General features: G+C 67.1%; 18 protein-coding genes. 13 read left to right on the forward strand and 5 right to left on the reverse strand.

All coding sequences use genetic code 11. The annotated features are described in order from the left end of the window. Window positions 1-5: 5 nt before the first annotated feature. The 5 genes from AC6JAM_RS10500 to purU are packed head-to-tail and all read left to right on the forward strand — an operon-like array spanning window position 6 to window position 6,274. The gene (locus AC6JAM_RS10500) at window positions 6-377 is read left to right on the forward strand and encodes a sarcosine oxidase subunit delta (protein WP_018770030.1); all 372 of its coding nucleotides are present in this window, start codon (window positions 6-8) and stop codon (window positions 375-377) included. Then, complete coding sequence (locus AC6JAM_RS10505) at window positions 374-3,316, forward strand: sarcosine oxidase subunit alpha family protein (RefSeq protein WP_478222776.1); 2,943 nt, start codon at window positions 374-376, stop codon at window positions 3,314-3,316. The genes AC6JAM_RS10500 and AC6JAM_RS10505 overlap by 4 nt, the downstream gene beginning before the upstream one ends. Further along, window positions 3,309-3,947, forward strand: a complete 639-nt coding sequence (locus AC6JAM_RS10510; protein WP_018770032.1) for a sarcosine oxidase subunit gamma — start codon at window positions 3,309-3,311, stop codon at window positions 3,945-3,947. Before AC6JAM_RS10505 ends, AC6JAM_RS10510 begins: the two co-directional genes overlap by 8 nt. Beyond that, window positions 3,947-5,374 (forward strand): L-serine ammonia-lyase, encoded by a 1,428-nt coding sequence (locus AC6JAM_RS10515; RefSeq protein ID WP_497934623.1) that lies wholly within the window; start codon window positions 3,947-3,949, stop codon window positions 5,372-5,374. Before AC6JAM_RS10510 ends, AC6JAM_RS10515 begins: the two co-directional genes overlap by 1 nt. A gap of 3 nt (window positions 5,375-5,377) precedes the next feature. After that, a complete protein-coding gene (gene purU, locus AC6JAM_RS10520) occupies window positions 5,378-6,274 on the forward strand; it encodes a formyltetrahydrofolate deformylase (protein WP_056391878.1) in 897 nt (298 codons plus the stop codon). 87 nt (window positions 6,275-6,361) lie between these two features. On the opposite strand, the gene AC6JAM_RS10525 is transcribed toward purU, so the two are convergent. Beyond that, window positions 6,362-6,790 (reverse strand): TetR family transcriptional regulator C-terminal domain-containing protein, encoded by a 429-nt coding sequence (locus AC6JAM_RS10525; RefSeq protein ID WP_497934624.1) that lies wholly within the window; start codon window positions 6,788-6,790, stop codon window positions 6,362-6,364. A gap of 298 nt (window positions 6,791-7,088) precedes the next feature. On the opposite strand from AC6JAM_RS10525, the gene AC6JAM_RS10530 reads away from it, so the two are divergent. Genes AC6JAM_RS10530 through AC6JAM_RS10540 form a run of 3 tightly spaced genes read left to right on the forward strand, consistent with a single transcriptional unit; the run spans window position 7,089 to window position 10,356 of the window. Continuing rightward, a complete protein-coding gene (locus AC6JAM_RS10530; protein ID WP_223992883.1) occupies window positions 7,089-7,433 on the forward strand; it encodes a cupin domain-containing protein in 345 nt (114 codons plus the stop codon). An 8-nt stretch (window positions 7,434-7,441) separates the two neighbouring features. Next, the gene (locus AC6JAM_RS10535) at window positions 7,442-8,863 is read left to right on the forward strand and encodes a flavin monoamine oxidase family protein (RefSeq protein ID WP_018770037.1); all 1,422 of its coding nucleotides are present in this window, start codon (window positions 7,442-7,444) and stop codon (window positions 8,861-8,863) included. Between the two features lie 17 nt (window positions 8,864-8,880). Next, window positions 8,881-10,356, forward strand: a complete 1,476-nt coding sequence (locus AC6JAM_RS10540) for an APC family permease (protein ID WP_018770038.1) — start codon at window positions 8,881-8,883, stop codon at window positions 10,354-10,356. On the opposite strand, the gene AC6JAM_RS10545 is transcribed toward AC6JAM_RS10540, so the two are convergent. Beyond that, entirely contained in the window at window positions 10,349-10,978 is a 630-nt protein-coding gene (locus tag AC6JAM_RS10545; protein ID WP_497934625.1) for an AmiS/UreI family transporter, read from the reverse strand. The two genes, AC6JAM_RS10540 and AC6JAM_RS10545, sit on opposite strands and share 8 nt — an antisense overlap. 203 nt (window positions 10,979-11,181) lie before the next feature. Here AC6JAM_RS10545 and gdhA point away from each other — a divergent pair, with 203 nt between their 5' ends. Beyond that, window positions 11,182-12,519, forward strand: a complete 1,338-nt coding sequence (gdhA, locus tag AC6JAM_RS10550; RefSeq protein ID WP_497934626.1) for an NADP-specific glutamate dehydrogenase — start codon at window positions 11,182-11,184, stop codon at window positions 12,517-12,519. A 56-nt stretch (window positions 12,520-12,575) separates the two neighbouring features. Here gdhA and AC6JAM_RS10555 read toward each other — a convergent pair whose 3' ends face one another. Beyond that, window positions 12,576-13,547: an AraC-like ligand-binding domain-containing protein gene (locus AC6JAM_RS10555; protein ID WP_497934627.1), complete on the reverse strand. Its 972-nt coding sequence runs from the start codon at window positions 13,545-13,547 to the stop codon at window positions 12,576-12,578. Between the two features lie 185 nt (window positions 13,548-13,732). Here AC6JAM_RS10555 and AC6JAM_RS10560 point away from each other — a divergent pair, with 185 nt between their 5' ends. Continuing rightward, on the forward strand, window positions 13,733-14,407 hold the full coding sequence (locus AC6JAM_RS10560) for a DUF1345 domain-containing protein (protein WP_223992878.1): 675 nt from the start codon (window positions 13,733-13,735) through the stop codon (window positions 14,405-14,407). Window positions 14,408-14,443: 36 nt separating this feature from the next. Continuing rightward, entirely contained in the window at window positions 14,444-14,881 is a 438-nt protein-coding gene (locus tag AC6JAM_RS10565; protein WP_018770043.1) for a DUF1003 domain-containing protein, read from the forward strand. A 54-nt stretch (window positions 14,882-14,935) separates the two neighbouring features. Here the strand turns inward: AC6JAM_RS10565 and AC6JAM_RS10570 are convergent, their stop codons facing one another. Beyond that, on the reverse strand, window positions 14,936-15,112 hold the full coding sequence (locus AC6JAM_RS10570) for a CsbD family protein (protein ID WP_018770044.1): 177 nt from the start codon (window positions 15,110-15,112) through the stop codon (window positions 14,936-14,938). Between the two features lie 85 nt (window positions 15,113-15,197). Continuing rightward, entirely contained in the window at window positions 15,198-15,803 is a 606-nt protein-coding gene (locus AC6JAM_RS10575) for a TetR/AcrR family transcriptional regulator (RefSeq protein WP_056392088.1), read from the reverse strand. A gap of 124 nt (window positions 15,804-15,927) precedes the next feature. On the opposite strand from AC6JAM_RS10575, the gene AC6JAM_RS10580 reads away from it, so the two are divergent. Further along, entirely contained in the window at window positions 15,928-17,871 is a 1,944-nt protein-coding gene (locus AC6JAM_RS10580; RefSeq protein ID WP_497934629.1) for a primary-amine oxidase, read from the forward strand. Further along, complete coding sequence (locus tag AC6JAM_RS10585) at window positions 17,855-18,319, forward strand: hypothetical protein (RefSeq protein ID WP_223992876.1); 465 nt, start codon at window positions 17,855-17,857, stop codon at window positions 18,317-18,319. Before AC6JAM_RS10580 ends, AC6JAM_RS10585 begins: the two co-directional genes overlap by 17 nt. Window positions 18,320-18,324 lie beyond the last annotated feature (5 nt).

Below are 18,324 nucleotides of genomic sequence, written 5' to 3' on the forward strand. Positions count from 1 at the left end.
CGCACATGCTGCTGATCCCATGCCCCAACTGCGGCCCGCGGGACGAAACCGAATTCCACTACGGTGGCCAGGCCCACGTTCCGTACCCGGAGAACCCGTACGAGCTGAGCGACACCGAATGGTCCCGCTACCTCTTCTACCGCGAGAACCCCAAGGGCATCTTCGCCGAACGCTGGGTCCACAGCACCGGCTGCCGCCAGTGGTTCAACATGCTCCGCGACACCGTGAGCTACGACATCCAGGCCGTGTACCCGATGGGCGTGCCGCGGCCGGCCGCGCCCGTCCCGCCTGCAGCCGATACCGGCACCGCAAGCACCGGCCCGGCGAGCACCACCCCCCTCAGCCCCAGCACCGCCCCGGAAGGAGCGACCAAGTGACTTCCCAGAACGCCCGCCTGGCAACCGGCGGCCGCATCGACCGCACCATTTCCTGGCGCTTCACCGTTGACGGCGAGGAGTTCACCGGGCACCCCGGCGACACCCTGGCCTCGGCACTGCTGGCCAACGGCCACATCGCCGCAGGCAACTCGCTCTACGAGGACCGCCCCCGCGGCATCATGTCCGCCGGCGTCGAGGAAGCCAACGCTCTGGTCCGCGTGGAGGCCCGGTTCCCCGGCCACGTCGCCGAGTCCATGCTCCCTGCCACCACCGTCTCGCTGGTGGACGGGCTGCAGGCCACCCTGCTGAACGGCCTGGGCAAGCTGGATCCGGAAGATGACCGCGCCGAGTACGACAAGAAGTACGTCCACACCGACATCCTGGTCATCGGCGGCGGCCCTGCCGGCCTGGCCGCGGCCCGCGAGGCAGTCCGCAGCGGTGCCCGCGTGATGCTCCTGGACGACCAGCCCGAGCTCGGCGGCTCCCTGCTCTCCGGCTCCACGGCCCCGGGCGTGGCAGAGACCATCGAGGGCAAGCCCGCCCTGGAATGGGTGGCCGACGTCGAAGCCGAGCTGGTGTCCGGCGCGGAATCCACCGTGCTGAACCGCACCACCGCGTTCGGCGCCTACGACGCCAACTACGTCATCGCCGTCCAGAACCGCACCGACCACCTGGGCAGCCCCGCGGCTCCCGGTGTGTCACGCCAGCGGATTTGGCACATCCGTGCCAACCAGGTGGTCCTGGCGCCCGGCGCCCACGAGCGTCCCCTGGTGTTCGAGAACAACGACCGCCCCGGCATCATGCTGGCATCGGCCGTCCGCACCTACCTCAACCGGTACGGCGTGGCCGCCGGGAAGCGCGTGGTCATCAGCACCACCAACGACAGTGCCTACGCCGCCGCAGCCGATCTCGCCGCCGCCGGCGTCAAGGTTGCCGCGGTGGTGGACGCCCGCCCTGCGCTGACCGCCGTGGCAACTGCCGCCGTCGAATCCGGAATCCGGGTGCTGATCGGCAGCGCGGTGGCCAACACCTCTGCCGACGCATCCGGCCGGCTGGACGGCGTCACCGTCCGCAGCATCAACGACGACGGCGAGCTCACCTCCGGCATCGAGCAGATCGCCTGCGACCTGCTGGCGGTGTCCGGCGGCTGGAGCCCGCTGGTCCACCTGCACTCGCAGCGGCAGGGCAAGCTGCGCTGGGATGACGAGCTGGCAGCCTTCGTGCCCAGCACCGAAGTGCCCAACCAGCAGACCATCGGCTCCGGCCGCGGCTCCTTCGCCACCGCCGACTGCCTTGCCGAGGGCGTCTCCGCCGGCGCGCGGGCCGCCATCGCCGCGGGCTTCGAATCCGCCGTCGAGCCTTCCGTTTTCGCTGAGCCCAAGGCCGCCGCCCCCACCCGCCAGCTCTGGCTGGTGCCGGGGGAGAACGGCACCCCCGACGACTGGCACCACCACTTCGTGGACTTCCAGCGCGACCAGTCCGTGGCTGATGTGCTGCGCTCCACCGGGGCCGGCATGCGTTCCGTGGAGCACATCAAGCGGTACACCTCCATCAGCACCGCCAACGACCAGGGCAAGACCTCCGGCGTCAACGCCATCGGCGTGATCGCGGCGGCCCTCCGCACGGCCGGCGAGGCCTCGCGCGGCATCGGCGACATCGGCACCACCACCTACCGTGCACCGTTCACCCCGGTGGCCTTTGCGGCACTGGCCGGACGCCAGCGCGGCGAACTGTTCGATCCCGCCCGCATCACCTCCATCCACCCCTGGCACGTCGCCAAGGGCGCACTGTTCGAGGACGTTGGACAGTGGAAGCGGCCCTGGTACTACCCCCAGGGCGGGGAGGACATGGACGCTGCCGTGCTCCGCGAGTGCGCCGCCGTCCGCGAATCCGTGGGCTTCATGGACGCCACCACCCTGGGCAAGATCGAGATCCGCGGCAAGGACGCGGGGGAGTTCCTGAACCGGGTTTACACCAACGCGTTCAAGAAGCTCGCCCCGGGTTCGGCGCGTTACGGCGTCATGTGCACGCCGGACGGGATGATCTTCGACGACGGCGTGACCCTCCGCGTGGACGACGACACCTACTTCATGACCACCACCACCGGCGGCGCCGCGAAGGTCCTGGACTGGCTGGAGGAGTGGCTGCAGACCGAGTGGCCCGAACTGGACGTGCACTGCACCTCGGTGACGGAACAGTGGAGCACCATCGCCGTCGTGGGACCCAAGTCCCGCGAAGTCATCGCGAAGGTGGCTCCGGAACTGGCTGCCAACGGTGGCCTGGAGGCCGAGGCGTTCCCGTTCATGACCTTCCGCGAAACCATCCTTGCCTCCGGCGTGCGGGCCCGGATCTGCCGGATTTCGTTCTCCGGTGAACTGGCCTACGAAATCAACGTGCCGGCCTGGTACGGACTGAACACCTGGGAAGCCGTGGCCGCCGCAGGTGCTGAATTCAACATCACCCCCTACGGCACGGAAACCATGCACGTGCTGCGCGCCGAAAAGGGTTACCCGATCGTCGGCCAGGACACGGACGGCACCGTCACGCCGCAGGATGCCGGGATGGAATGGATTGTCTCCAAGGCCAAGGACTTCATCGGCAAGCGCTCCTACTCCCGGGCCGATGCCCAGCGCGAGGACCGCAAGCACCTGGTGAGCGTCCTGCCCGTCGACGGAACGCTCCGGCTGCCCGAAGGCACCCAGCTGGTGGAAAAGGGCCGCTCAACCAACCCGGCCTACGGCCCGGTGCCGATGGAAGGCTTCGTGACTTCCAGCTACCACAGCGCAGCGCTGGGCAGGTCCTTCGGCCTGGCCCTGATCAAGAACGGCCGCAACCGCATCGGCGAGACCCTGGTGGCCGCCGCCGGCGACCAGCTGGTTGACGTGGTTGTTGCAGAAACAGTGCTTTTTGACCCAGAAGGGACCCGTAAAGATGGCTGAAACAGCAGCATCCCCCACCGCCGCAGACAAGAATCTCGCAGCCCGCGTCAGCCCCGCCAGGCAGCTCGCGGAGGCCTTCGCGGCAGGCTCCCTGGCCGGCACCGTCGAACTTAGGGAGCTGCCCTTCCTCACCATGGTGGGTCTCCGGGCCCAGGCAGGATCGGACACCGCGCAGCGCCTGGCCGCCGTCACCGGCGGACTGCCGGCCGGCGTCGGCGCCGTGGACAGCTCCGGCGACACCTCGGTCCTCTGGCTGGGACCCGGTGAATTCCTGGTGGTGGCACCCACCGAGGCACACGAGTCCCTGGGCGGCGGCCTGATCCCCGCCCTCCGGGACGCGCTGGGCGACGGCGCGGGCCAGGTGGTGGACCTGTCCGCCAACCGGACCACGTTCGAACTGTCCGGCCCCCGTGCCCGGGCGGTCCTGGAAAAGGGCTGCTCGCTGGACCTGCACCCCCGGGTGTTCAAGGCCGGCACCGCCTACTCCACGGAGATCGCCAACATCCCCGCCATCCTGTGGAAGACCGGTGAGGACTCCTTCCGGATCTTCCCGCGGGCATCGTTCGCCGAGTTCCTGGGCCGGTGGCTGCTGGACGCCATGCGGGAGTACGCCTCGCCAGAGGTCCCCTGATGGCGCTCAGCGTCCTGGACCTGTTCTCTGTTGGCATCGGGCCCTCGTCATCACACACGGTGGGCCCGATGCGGGCGGCCAAGCTCTTCGCCGATGGCCTGAAGGGCGACGGCCAGCTGGCATCCACCGTGCGCGTCCAGTCGGAACTGTTCGGTTCCCTGGGCGCCACGGGGCGCGGCCACGGCTCCGACAAGGCGGTGGTCCTGGGACTGCAGGGCCTGGAACCCGAAACGGTGGATACGTTCACCGCGGACGACCAGGTGGCGGCCGCGGCCCTCAACGCTGAACTGCACGTCGCCGGCTCGCACCGCGTGGACTTCAACTGGGAAGAGGACGTGGTGCTCCACCGCCGCAAGTCCCTTCCCGCGCACCCCAACGGCATGACCTTCCGGGCTTTCGACCACACCGGAGCCGTGCTGAACGAGCGGAGCTTCTACTCGATCGGCGGCGGGTTCGTGGTGGACGGCGACGCGGAAGGCGCGGACAAGGTGGTGGCGGACGACACCGTCCTGCCCTACCCGTTCTCCACGGCGGACGAGCTCCTGCAGATCTGCAGCCGCGAAGGCATGTCCATCTCCGACGTCATGCTGGCCAACGAGCTCACCTGGCACAGCGAAGCCGAACTGCGGGAGAAGCTGCTGGGCCTGTGGGCCGTGATGCGCGAATGCGTGGAGAACGGCTGCAACGCCGAGGGCATCCTGCCGGGCGGCCTCAAGGTACCCCGGCGCGCACCTGCGCTGTTCCGCACGCTGACTGCCTCCGCAGCATCGGCGGAGGCGTCCGCAAAGGCGGCGGCAGCAACGCCGTCGCCCGTCCAGGCGCCGGCGGACCCGCTGCTGGCGATGGAATGGGTCAACCTGTTCGCGCTCGCCGTCAATGAGGAGAATGCGGCCGGCGGGCGGATCGTCACCGCGCCCACCAATGGCGCTGCCGGGATCGTGCCTGCCGTGCTGCACTACTACGTGAAATTTGTTCCGGGAGCAGACGACGACGGCGTGGTCCGCTTCCTGCTGGCGGCTGCCGCCGTCGGAATCCTGTTCAAGACGAACGCCTCCATCTCCGGTGCCGAAGTGGGCTGCCAGGGGGAGGTGGGCTCCGCCTGTTCGATGGCGGCGGCCGGGCTCTGCGAAGTGCTCGGCGGAACGCCCGCCCAGGTTGAGAACGCCGCGGAGGTGGGGATCGAGCACAACCTGGGCCTCACCTGCGATCCGGTGGGCGGCCTGGTGCAGATCCCCTGCATCGAGCGGAACGCGATCGCCAGCGTGAAGGCGATCAACGCAGCCCGCCTGGCCCTGCACGGGGACGGCAGCCACAAGGTCTCGCTGGACAAGGCCATCAAGACCATGCGCGACACCGGAGCCGACATGAAAACCAAGTACAAGGAAACCTCCAGAGGAGGACTCGCCGTGAATGTGATCGAGTGCTGAGCCATGACTGTTACTGAGACCCAGATGCCCGCCCCGAAGGCGCCCACCACCGTGGAACACGTCCTGACCCTCGACTGCGCCGAGGGCCCCGGCATTGTGCATGCCGTCTCCGGCTTCCTGCTGGAACACGGCTGCGACATCATCGACAACAAGCAGTTCGGTGAGCGCTCCGAGGGCCACTTCTTCATGCGCGTCCACTTCGTGTCCGAGGGGGACGAGTCCACGCTGGATACCCTGCGGAAATCGTTTGCTCCCGTGGCGGACAAGTTCGGCATGCGGTGGCAGCTTGAACGCCACGGTTCAAAGCGCAGGGTGCTGATCATGGTGTCCAAGTTTGGGCACTGCCTCAACGACCTGCTGTTCCGGGCCCGCATCGGCGAACTTCCCGTTGACGTGGTGGCGGTGGTGTCCAACCACCGTGACCACCAGGCCCTGGTGGAGTGGCACGGCATCCCGTTCCACCACATCCCGGTCACGGCTGACACCAAGCCCGACGCCGAGGCCAGGCTCATGGAACTGGTTGATGGGCTGGAGGTGGAACTGGTGGTGCTGGCCCGCTACATGCAGGTGCTCAGTGACGACCTGACCCGGAAGCTGGACGGCCGCGCCATCAACATCCACCACTCGTTCCTGCCCAGCTTCAAGGGCGCCAAGCCGTACCACCAGGCCTATGCACGCGGCGTCAAGACCGTGGGCGCCACCGCCCACTACGTCAACGCCGAACTGGACGAGGGACCCATCATCGCCCAGCAGGTGGTGGAGGTGGACCACACCTACGGGCCCGAGGACCTGGTGGCCGCCGGCCGCGACACGGAATGCAAGGCCCTCTCCAACGCGGTGAAATGGCACTGCGAGGGCAGGGTCCTGCTGCAGGGCAACCGGACCGTGGTGCTGCGGTAGGCCGGTACAACTAAACATCACCGGCGCGGCCGGCTGCCCCCAAGGGCGCCCGGCCGCGCTTTGGCGTGCCCGGGCGGTGGCGGCCGCTCACGCCTCCCGCCGCGAAAGCACAACCCGGTGTACCTCCTCAAGGGCCGCGGCAATCTGGTCCCGCCCAACCCCGGCCAGGTACTGCAGCACCAGTCCGTCCAGGGCCGCGAAGAGCGTGCGGGCAACGATGCGGACGTCGCCCTGGACGCCAAAAGCCTGCAGCCCCTCGGCAAGTGCGTTGACGTAGTTTTCGTACAGTTCCGCCACCGGGCCAGCCAACTCGGGGCGCCGGCGTGCTTCCAGGATCATCTCGTACTGGAATACCTGCAGTCCGGGATCCTCCAGCAGCAGCTCCAGCAGTGCTTCGGTGAAGCTTCCCTCCTGCTCCGCTGCCTCCCGCAACCTGGACGCGGCGATGGATTGCTCCGAAGCCCATTGCAGCGCGGCGGCAATCAGCGCATCCCGGGACCCGAAGTGGTGTGCCACCAGGGAATTGTTCACGGTAGGTAAGCCCGCGCAGGCCCTTTTGCGCCACCACGTCCACCGCGGCGCGCAGCAGGGCTTCACGCCCTTTGCCGTACCCAGGAGTCGCCGCGGGAGCAGTTGAAGCAGTCATGACGACGAGTCTAGCCAGCACCAGGCCGGTTCAAATCCCCTATTGACTTAAAACTAAGCAATTGCTTAGATTGCTTCCATCGGGTGATGCCCATCACAGGCGAACCTCTTCCGTCCCGTTTTCCGGTGACCGCCCCGGCAACAAGCCGGCCCTTCCCTTGGAGCACTTATGACCACAACGACTGCATTCACCACCTCGTCCTCCTTTGACCCCGCCAGGAATGAGCCCTTTGAACTTGGCCGCGTCCAGTGGATCCGCCGCTTTGGCGAGGGCGGCCGGCCTGCCCTCGCCTGCGGCTACTGGCACGTCGACCCCACAGAGGCGCCCGAGCCTTTCGATCTCGTTATGGAGGCGGACGAGACCATCCACATCATCGAGGGCCACCTCCGCATCGAAGTGGAGGGCGGGGATGTGCATGAGCTCACCGCCGGCGGTGCCGCATCCTTCAACAAAGGGGCACGCACACGCTGGGCCGTGCTGGCGCCCACCGTCGAATTCTTCGTCTACTCCTAGGCCGCCCCATGGATCAGGAACGCAGCGCCGCGGAAAACGACGGCCTGGACGTCATTATCGTGGGGGCCGGGTTCGCCGGCCTGACCGCTGCCCGGGAACTGAACCGGCAGGGGTTGTCCGTGCACATCGTGGAAGCCCGGGCCCGCATAGGAGGCAGGACCTGGCTGGACCACCGGCTGGGCCGGGACCTTGAGATCGGCGGAACGTGGGTGCACTGGACCCAGCCTTACGTTTGGGCCGAACTGAAGCGCTACGGCATCGGCACGGTTCCGAGCCCGGCGCCGCAGCAGGCCTTCTGGTGGGCCGACGGCGCCCGCCGGGCAGGTGCCCCCGCCGACCTTCTGGAACTGATCGGCACCTGCAATGCGCAGTTCGTCCAGGACTCGCGCCGCTACTTCCCCGAGCCCTTCAGTCCGTTGGCCAGCGATGACTTCAAAGAGATCGACCACATCGCGGTCCAGGACCGGATCCGGGAGCAGTTCCCCGCGGGGACTGCGCGGGACATCCTGGAATCGTTCTGGGCATTGAACTTCAATGGTCCGCTGGAGGACGCCGCCCTGACCCAGGCGCTGCGTTGGGTGGCCCTGACCAACGGTGACTGGGCCGTCAACTTCGAAGCCTGCGCCACCTACAAGATCCAGGGTGGAACCGCGGCCCTGGCCAACGCCATCCTCCAGGACACGCAGGCGGGCATGGACTTCGGCTTCACGGCAGCGGGGATCGTCGACGACGGACATTCCGTGACCGTCCGCAGCACCGGCGGCCGGACGGTGACCGCAAAGACGGCCATTGTGACGGTGCCTATGCATGTCCTCCCGGGAATCGTGTTCGAGCCCCCGCTGCCACCGGCAAAAACGGACGGCGCCCGGCGCGGGCAGATCTCCAAAGGCGTCAAGGTATGGATCCGGCTCCGGGGCGAACGTGCACCCTTTGTCGCACTGGGGAACGCCGACTGGCCGTTGAACTTCTTCCAGGCTGAATACACGCTCGACGGCGACACGATCGTCGTCGGCTTCGGCCCGGACGCGTCGAAGCTCGACGCCGCTGACAGGGCCGCAGTGCAGGCTCAGCTGGCCCGGCTGGTGCCCGGCGTTGAGGTGCTGGAGGTGGCCACCCACGACTGGGTGGCGGATCCGCTGGCAGGGGAGACATGGCCGATGCACAGGACAGGCTTCCTGGCCAACCACCTGGCCGCCCTGCAGGCTGGGCACGGAAACGTCCTCTTTGCCGGCTCTGACATCGCCAACGGCTGGGGCGGCTTCATTGACGGTGCCATCGAGAGCGGCATGGAGGCCGCGCTTGAAGCAGCATCGATTGTCAGCGGACGGACCGGCACTGCGCTGACGGACAACAACTCATCGCTGGTGGACAAAGCAGCAGCGGGCGCCGCTGCCAAGCTGGATCCCACAGCAATTTTCCCGAACTCATGACCGTTAAGAAGGATCCAATGAGTATTTCGAATTCCGAGGCCAGGACCACTGACGCTCCGGCAAAGGAGCATTCCACGGCCCTCCGCGCCGGCAGCATCGGCGTGCTGGGCATCCTGTTCTTCGTCCTGTCCGCCCAGGCACCACTGACGGGGATCGTCGGCGCAGCGCCGCTCGCGGCAGCGCTGGGCAACGGCGCCGGCGCCCCGGGCGCCTACCTGATCGTGGGCATCGTCATCGTGATCTTCGCCGTGGGTTTTGTGGCGATGAGCCGGAAGATCCAGGCCAACGGAGCCTTCTACGCCTACGTGACGGCGGCATTCGGCAGGCGGACCGGAGCCGGCGCGGCCTGGCTGGCACTGCTGGCCTACAGCACCGTCCAGGCTGCCATGTACGGGCTCTACGGTGCGGCGTTCTCCGGGCTCCTTGCCTCTGCCGGGCTGGACATTCCCTGGTGGTTGCTGGCCCTGGCCACCATGGCCGGCGTCCAGGTACTGGGCTCCCTCAACATCGAACTCGGCGCCCGCGTGCTGGCCGTGCTGGTGGGGCTGGAGGTGGCCATCCTCCTGATGTTCGGCTTCACCGTGCTGTTCCATGGCGGCGGCCCGGAAGGCATCAGCGTGGCCGCGTCCTTCTCCCCGGAAGCCATCGGGGCAGGAGCTCCCGGTGTTGCCATCATGTTCGCGGTGGCCTCCATGTTCGGCTTCGAGTCCACGGCCATCTACTCCGCCGAGGCCAAGGATCCGCACCGCACCGTGGCCCGGGCAACCTACCTGTCCGTCGGCGTGATCTCGGTGTTCTTCGCCTTTATTTCCTGGATGCTGGTCAGCTATTACGGCCCCTCGCAGGTGATGGACGCCGCGGGCGCCGCGCTCGAATCAGGGGATGCCACGTCCTTCGTCCTGGGCCCGCTCGTGGAACTGTTCGGCCCCTGGGCGGGCATCGTGGCCGGCATCCTGCTGGTCACCTCGCTGCTCGCCGGCATCATCGCCTTCCATAACGGCATCAACCGCTACCTCCACTCCCTGGCGCTGCGTGGTTCCATGCCCGCCGTCCTCGCCCGGACCAACCGGCACCGGGCACCTGCCGTGGCAGCCTGGGTCCAGTCCGCCACCGCCGTCGTGCTGGTGGTGCCCTTCGCCATCCTGGCCCTGGATCCCGTCCTGACGCTGTTTTCCTGGTTCAGCGGCCTGGCCGTGGCGGCACTGCTGGTGCTGTACATGCTGTGCTCCGCGGCCGTCGTCGCGTTCTTCCGCCGGGAAAGTGCCGGCGCCCAACTGTGGCAGACCCGCGTCGCTCCCGTCCTGGCGGCGGTCCTGCTGGCCTGGGTTTTGTCCCTGGTGGTCAGCAACTTCACCGCCCTCATCGGCGGCAGCGCCGAGACTGCGACGGCCCTGCTGGTGGCGGTCCCGGTGGTCTTCCTGGCCGGCGTCCTGGTGGAATCGGCCATCCAGCGCCGCCACCACATTGCCACCCTGGGCCACGCGCTCACTTAGCCGGCAGGGACTTCCCGGCACCGGCCCGGCGCGGAACATTCTGTCCGCGCCGGGCCAGTGTGCGTGCTGCCACGAACAGGCCCGCCAGGAGCAACGCGGCCAGCCACGCAACAGCGGCCGATCGCGGCCAGAGACCGGCCAGGCCAACAAGCGCCGGAACCGTGGCCGACGCCTGGCTGGTGAGCACCAGGGCCCAGCCCGTGAAGGGTTCGAGCCGCACTGCGTCGAGGGCCATGCCGGCGAACAGCAGTGCCCACAGCGCGGACCAGCACAGCCAAAGAACCGCGAGCAGCGGGTCAACGGTCAGCCAGGCGGCCGCCAGCACCAGCCCGCAGAATGCCACCATCCCGCAGAACCAGCCCAGGCCACGGCCCCCGAGTGCCAGCAGCAGGTCCAGTCCCGAGTACAGGTAGGTCACCGCGAACAGGAACATGCCGGCGGCCGTCAGGAGCATCGCCGGAGCGTCCCCGGACGAGGAAAGCTGGACGACGCCGAGCGCCAGTTGGGTGCCCCCGACGACGAGGCTGAGGACGGCGGCGTCGCGGCGGGGGAGGTGCCCAAGGGTGGCGAGGCCGTTGACCAGCAGGGCGGCGCCCGAAAGGAGGAGGCAGACGTACGGCATCAGGGCATCCTGTCCCGGTCACGCGGCTGATGGAATCCCATATAGCGGAAGGTTGCTGTCACAATGTGGAGATTAGCGCACGTGGGGGCGCCCGGCTAACGGCGCCCGGTCGCAATCCGATAGGTTGAAACGTAAACCTATCGGGGCGATGTTGCCTGCCTGGCGGCCGCTCCTGCCCCGGCGCAACGGTAAGGAAAAAGTTCATGGACGCACGGCTGGAAGCCATTAGGGACACCGTCCTGGCACGGAACCCGGGGGAAACAGAATTCCACCAGGCGGTGGTGGAGGTCTTTGAAAGCCTGGGCCCGGTGCACGACCGCCACCCCGAATTCCTGGAAGCCGCGATCCTGGAGCGCCTCTGCGAGCCCGAGCGCCAGATCATCTTCCGGGTCCCCTGGACGGACGACTCCGGCCGCGTGCGGATCAACCGCGGCTTCCGGGTGGAGTTCAACTCCGCCCTGGGCCCGTACAAGGGAGGCCTGCGCTTCCACCCTTCCGTATACCTCGGGATCGTCAAGTTCCTCGGCTTTGAGCAGATTTTCAAGAACGCCCTGACGGGAATGCCCATCGGCGGCGGCAAGGGCGGTTCCGACTTCGATCCCCGCGGCCGCAGCGACGCCGAAGTCATGAGGTTCTGCCAGTCCTTCATGACCGAGCTCTACCGCCATATCGGCGAATACACCGACGTCCCCGCCGGCGACATCGGTGTGGGCGGCCGCGAAATTGGCTACCTCTTCGGCCAGTACAAGCGGATCACCAACCGGTATGAGTCCGGGGTTCTCACCGGCAAGGGCATCTCCTGGGGCGGATCACTGGTGCGGCCGGAGGCCACCGGATTTGGCACTGTGATCTTCACAGAGCAGATGCTCCGGACCCGCGGGACGTCCTTTGATGGCCAGCGCGTCGTTGTCTCCGGATCCGGCAACGTGGCCATCAACGCCATCGCCAAGGCGCAGTCGCTCGGCGCCACCGTGGTGGCCTGCTCCGATTCCTCCGGTTACGTGGTGGATGAGGCGGGCATCGACGTCGGACTGCTCCGCGAGGTGAAGGAAGTGCAGCGGGCGCGGCTCAAGGACTACGCCGAGCGGCGGCCGGGCGTTGCCTACGTGGACGGCGGCTCGGTCTGGGACGTGGACGCTTCGGTGGCGCTGCCGTGCGCCACCCAGAATGAGCTCGACGGCGGTGCTGCCGCCCGGCTGGTGCGCGGCGGCCTGATGGCCGTCGGGGAAGGTGCCAACATGCCGTCCACGCGCGACGCCGTGGCGGTGTTCCAGGACGCCGGGGTGCTCTTCGGTCCCGGCAAAGCGGCGAATGCGGGAGGGGTAGCCACGTCGGCCCTGGAAATGCAGCAGAACGCCAGCCGGGACGCGTGGTCCTTCGAGCATACCGAGGCGCGGCTGACGGACATCATGGTGGGCATCCACGACCGGTGCGCGGCAACCGCCGAGGAATACGGCGAACCGGGCAACTACGTGCTCGGCGCGAACATCGGCGGCTTCATCAAGGTGGCCGACGCCATGTTGGCGCAGGGCTTGATCTAGCAGGGCTTGATCTAGCAGGGCTTGATCCGGGAGGGCTTTTTCCAGCAGGGCTTGATTTAGCCGCCGCGGCGCCACTGGGTGGGGGAGACCCCGAACGCGTCCCGGAACGTGCGGCTGAAGTGGGCGGCGTCCAGGAATCCCCAGGCGGCGGCCACGGCGCCCACGGACTTTCCGGCGTGCAGCGGGTCCCGAAGGTCCCGCCGGGCACCGTCCAGGCGCTGGCTCCGGATGAAGCCGGCAACTGTGCTGCCGGACTCGTGGAAGACGTTGTGCAGGTGCCGGGTGGAGATGAAGTGCGCCGCGGCGATTCCCGCCGGTGACAGCAGCGGATCGGAGAGGTTGGCCTCGATGTACTCCCGGATCGACACGGCCAGGAGTGCCTGCGGCTTCATCCTGTCCGGGGAGATGTCCATTTCCGCATGCAGCATGGTGGACACCAGGTCCAGGGCATTCGTGGCCAGCCTGGATCCACTGGGCCCGTTCAGGACATCCAGGTTCGACGACAGCTGCCGGATGAACTGGCCCACAATGCCGCTGAGGCCGCTGCTGCCCATCCGTACCGCCGCAAGCTGGCCGACGTAATCCGTGGGCAGGGACAGCGCGTCGCAGGGAAACATGAGCACCATGATCCGGGTATTTTCCTCGAAGGCGAGGGTATAGGGCCGGTTGGTGTCGTAGATGGCAAGGTCCCCGGGGTGAAGCACCGCTTCCCGGTTGTCCTGGATCAGCAGGCCCGTTCCCTCCAGCTGCAGGTTCAGCTTGAAGTAGCGCTCGTGGGCCTGGGCGATCAACGCCGGCGTGCGGTGGACCTCGTGGGAGCTGGCGGTGACTTCAACGATGGACATCCGGTCCAGCACCCGCGAACGCATCTGTCCCCGGAAGCCGTCCACGTCGTCGGTCCGCGCTGTGAGGGGCACGAAGGATTCGGCCACCAGGTGCTTCCAGTGGTCGAACGAGCCGGCCACCCTGGAAACAAGGTCCTGCGGTGCATGTCCGGACGTTGCCCGGGTTGGAGCTGTTGCTGGCATGGTGTTCCTCGTTACGTATGCAGCGTGACGTTCCCCCGGCTGTGTCGTGGGACACAGTGAGTCCAGATTAACCCCGGCTCCGTCTTTTTTCAACAGTTGGCGAAAATAAAACTGCGGCTCCGCGCTGGGTAAATCCGGCGCGCGCTTCACAGGTGGGCTGCAGCCTCCCGTGGCAGGATCGAGCCATGGACGGAGCAGCTGCCCCCGGGGGCATCAAGCGGAACTTTAATTCCCCTGCGCACCACTCGCGGCTCAGGATGCTGGTGATGCTGGGCGTGGGCCTGGCTGCCGCCCTGCTGGTGGGCTTTTGGGGCAATTGGGCATACGCACCCGCTCTTGGCTGGGCTGCTGCGTCCGTGACGTACCTGCTGTGGGTGTGGATCGTCATTGGGCGCCTGGGGCCCGCCGCCACCGCGGCCCATGCGTTGCGTGAGGACCCGGGCCGGGTCTTTTCGGATGCGCTGGTGCTCACGGCCACGGTGGCCAGCTTTGCGGGCGTGGGGCTGATCCTGGCGGATGCCTCCAATGCCCAGGGCTACACCAAGGACGCAACCGTGGCCATGGCCCTGGGCAGCATTGCCTTGTCCTGGTTCCTGGTCCACACCCTGTTCACCCTGAGGTATGCGGCCATTTACTACCGGGACGGGACCGGCGTTGATTTCAACGAGGAGACCCCTCCCCGGTACGCGGACTTCGCCTACCTGGCCTTCACTGTGGGGATGACGTTCCAGGTGTCCGATACAGACCTCAAAACCAACGCCATCCGTTCCACCGTCCTGCGGCAGGCACTGCTGTCCTACCTCCTTGGTGCGATCGTGCTGGCCACCACCATCAACCTCGTGTCGGGTCTTATCCACTAGCCGCGCCGCCGGGCTGGCGGGACATAGTCTGGGTCCATGGCGGACATCAGAGTCAACTGGCACCGGCGGCACAAGGAAGGGCTCACCCCTGGCGAAAGGGCCGCGGACACCCTCCGGAACGGGATGGGCAGCTGGCCCTTCGTGGGCATCTTTTTGGCTTTCATGATGCTGTGGGCCGCCCTGAACTCCTACGTCCTGGCAACCAGTGCGTGGGACCCCTATCCCTACATCCTCCTGAACCTTTTCCTGTCCATGCTGGCCGGCCTGCAGGGGGCCATCCTGCTGATCGCGGCCAAGCGCCAGGATGCCATTGCCTCGGCGATGGCGCAGCATGACTATGAGACGGACGTGAGGGCGGCGGCGCAGATAGAAATGCTCATGAACATCAATGCCGAACAGTTGAAGCTGCTGCAGGAACTGCGGGACATGAGGAACGGGCCGCCCGCCGAAGGCGCCGGAGCCGAATTCCCCTGAAAACGACAATGGGTGCAGCTCCTGCTGGAGCTGCACCCATTACGCGAGCGTCGATTAATCCTTCTTGAACGCATCCTTGACGTGCTCGCCGGCCTGCTTGAGGTCCGACTTTGCCTGGTCTGTCTGGCCTTCGGCCTTCAGGCTTTCATCGCCTGTGGCGTTTCCGGCAGCTTCCTTGCCCTTGCCGCCGAGCTTCTCTGCTGCGTTGCCAATCTTGTCATCCAAACCCATGGAGATGCTCCTTACAGTTCGTGCTCGCTCCGGTGTGAACCAGAACCTGACCCCTCAATAGTAAGCATACTTTCGAGTATGGCGCTCATTTGCCCGCGGGATTTTTGCCGAGCAGCGCAAGGTAGCCCTCAAGCTGGGCGGCGTGTCCAAAGTCCGTCCTGCCCTCCGGCGCAAGGGCAGCCTCAATCTGCGCGCCGAGGAGCATGTTCAAAAGTTGGCCGGCCAGGACGTGGTCGTCGACGGCGGCGGTCACGTCCCCGCTGTCCCTCGCCTCCGCCAGGTAGCGCCGGATGGCAGCCAGCCATTCGTCCATGGAGCGCTGGTGGATCCCGGCTTTTTCGGCATCGTTGACCGCCCTCTGCCAGAACGGGATAACAATCCGTGCCTCGTTGACGCGCTCCTCATCCAGGGGGAGCACTTCAAGGCAAAAGGCCCGGAGTGCGGCGAGGCCGGACTTGCCCTGCGTGACCTCTGCAATCCGCTGGTTGGTGCGGTTGAACACATGGCTGAATGCGAACTCCAGCAGTGTGTCCTTGGTGGGGAAGTAGGGTTTCAGTGCGCCGTTGGCGAATCCTGCCTCCATGGCAATCTCCCGCATGGTGGCGCCTTCGAGACCCTGCCGGGCAATGATCCGCCAGGTGGCATCCACCAGTTCCAGGCGCCGCTCGTCATGGTCAACAATCTTGGGCACTGCGGCCACTCCCCGAAAAAATATTGGTCCAGCCTCTTGTGAGCCATGTTACGGACGTTTATTCTCTACAACTATAGAAAATAAACCCAGTGGCCGGAAACGGCCCGGACAAAGGTTCACCCCCATGACGCTTGCCCCAACCGAAACTGTCTCCGCCTTTGGCCTGGCAACCGCCGCCGAAATCCTGCAGGTTCGGGCCATCCTGCAGGCGGAAGGCCACCTGGGCCCGCAGCACAGGATCGCCTACCTTGGCCTGCTCGATCCCGCCCGCGGCGCGGCTCCGGAAACCGCGGACCGCCGCTTCCGTGTGTTCATCCACGACGTCTCCGGCGCGGCCCCACGCGACGTCATTGTCTCCGCCACGCACCAAAAGGTGGCCTCCGCCGTCGAACTCGACACCGCGGTGACCGGCGAACTGCCGGTCCTGGAGGAGGAATTCGAAGTGGTGGAGTCCCTGCTGGCCACCGATGAACGGTGGCTCAAGGCGCTGGCGGACCGCGGTCTCGCCGTGGAGAAAGTCCGCGTGGCTCCGCTGTCCGCCGGTGTCTTCGAATATGCCGGGGAGAAGGGCCGGCGCATCCTGCGCGGGCTGGCATTCGTCCAGGAGTTCCCGGAGGACAGCGCCTGGGCGCACCCCGTGGACGGCCTGGTGGCCTATGTGGACGTGGTCAGCAAGGAGGTCACCCAGGTGATCGACCTCGGCGTGATGCCCATCCCGGCCGAGCACGGCAACTACACGGACCCGGAACTGACCGGGCCGCTGCGGACCACCCAGAAACCCATCAGCATTACCCAGCCGGAGGGGCCCAGCTTCACGGTGACGGGCGGCAACCACGTGGAGTGGGAAAAGTGGAGCGTGGATGTGGGGTTCGATGTCCGCGAAGGCGTGGTCCTGCACAACCTTGCCTTCCAGGACGGCGGCCGGAAGCGGCCCATCATCAACCGGGCGTCCATCGCCGAGATGGTGGTCCCGTACGGTGACCCGTCACCGGTCCGGTCCTGGCAGAACTACTTCGACACCGGCGAATACCTGGTGGGCCAGTACGCCAACTCCCTGGAACTGGGCTGCGACTGCCTGGGCGATATCACCTACCTGAGCCCCGTCATCTCCGATGCCTTTGGCAACCCCCGGGAAATCCGCAACGGCATCTGCATGCACGAGGAGGACTGGAGCATCCTCTCCAAGCACTCGGACCTCTGGAGCGGCGTCACCTACACCCGCCGCAACCGGCGCCTGGTCATTTCCTTCTTCACCACCATCGGCAACTACGACTACGGCTTCTACTGGTACCTCTACCTGGACGGCACCATCGAATTCGAGGCCAAGGCCACCGGCATTGTCTTCACGTCCGCCTTCCCCGAGGGCGGCTCGGATAACATTTCGCAGCTGGCACCCGGGCTGGGCGCGCCCTTCCATCAGCACCTCTTCAGTGCCCGGCTGGACATGGCCATCGACGGGTTCACCAACCGCGTGGAGGAGGAGGATGTGGTCCGCCAGCCCATGGGACCCGGCAATGAGCGGGGCAATGCCTTCTCCCGCAGGCGCACCGTCCTGGCCCGTGAATCACAGGGTGTCCGGGAGGCCGACGCGCGCACCGGCCGGACCTGGATCATCTCCAACCCGGACTCCCGGAACCGGCTGGGCGAACCCGTGGGCTACAAACTGCATTCCCACAACCAGCCCACCCTGCTGGCGGATCCCGGCTCCTCCATCGCCCGCCGGGCCGCGTTCGCCACCAAGGACCTGTGGGTCACCCGCTACGCCGAGGACGAGCGCTACCCCACGGGCGACTTCGTGAACCAGCACGCCGGGGGAGCGGGCCTGCCGGCCTACGTGGCGCAGGACCGCGATATCGACGGGCAGGACATCGTGGTGTGGCACACCTTTGGCCTCACCCACTTCCCCCGCGTGGAGGACTGGCCCATCATGCCCGTGGACACCGTGGGCTTCAAGCTCCGTCCCGAGGGCTTCTTCGACCGCAGCCCGGTGCTGGATGTCCCGGCCAATCCGAACATGCAGGCTGCGGCCTGCCACACCGAGGGCGGCAGCGGTGGCTCCTGCCACTGACCTCCTTGCGCCGGCAGGGAGCACGACGGCGGCAGGACGGGCCGGTGCCAGGGGCCCGGTCCTGCATCCGCGGCTGGTGGCCGTGGTCACCGCCGTCTGCTGCGCGGCACACCTGTGGCTGGCCGCTGCCGGCCGTCATGGGGTGTGGCTGAGTGTACTCATGCTGGCACTCGCCGCCATCTGCATGCCATGCGCGGTCCACATCTGGCGGCACAGCCGCGTGGGCGCCCTGCACCAGGTCACCGCCGCTGCAGTGGCCATGGCCGCCGTGCACGCCTTCCTGCTGCTGGCCGCCGGCGGTGCGGGGCACGCCCATGCCGGCGCCCCGCCGTCGTCCGTTGCCCCTGCGGACGGCGCGGCGGAACTGCTGCTGGTCATCGCACTGGAATTGGCGACAGCCCTGCTGGCCGCCGCGCTGGTGGCACGGCTCCGGCGGGTGCCCGTTTAGCGGGT

This window comes from Arthrobacter sp. GmRoot5-12, assembly GCF_059739365.1.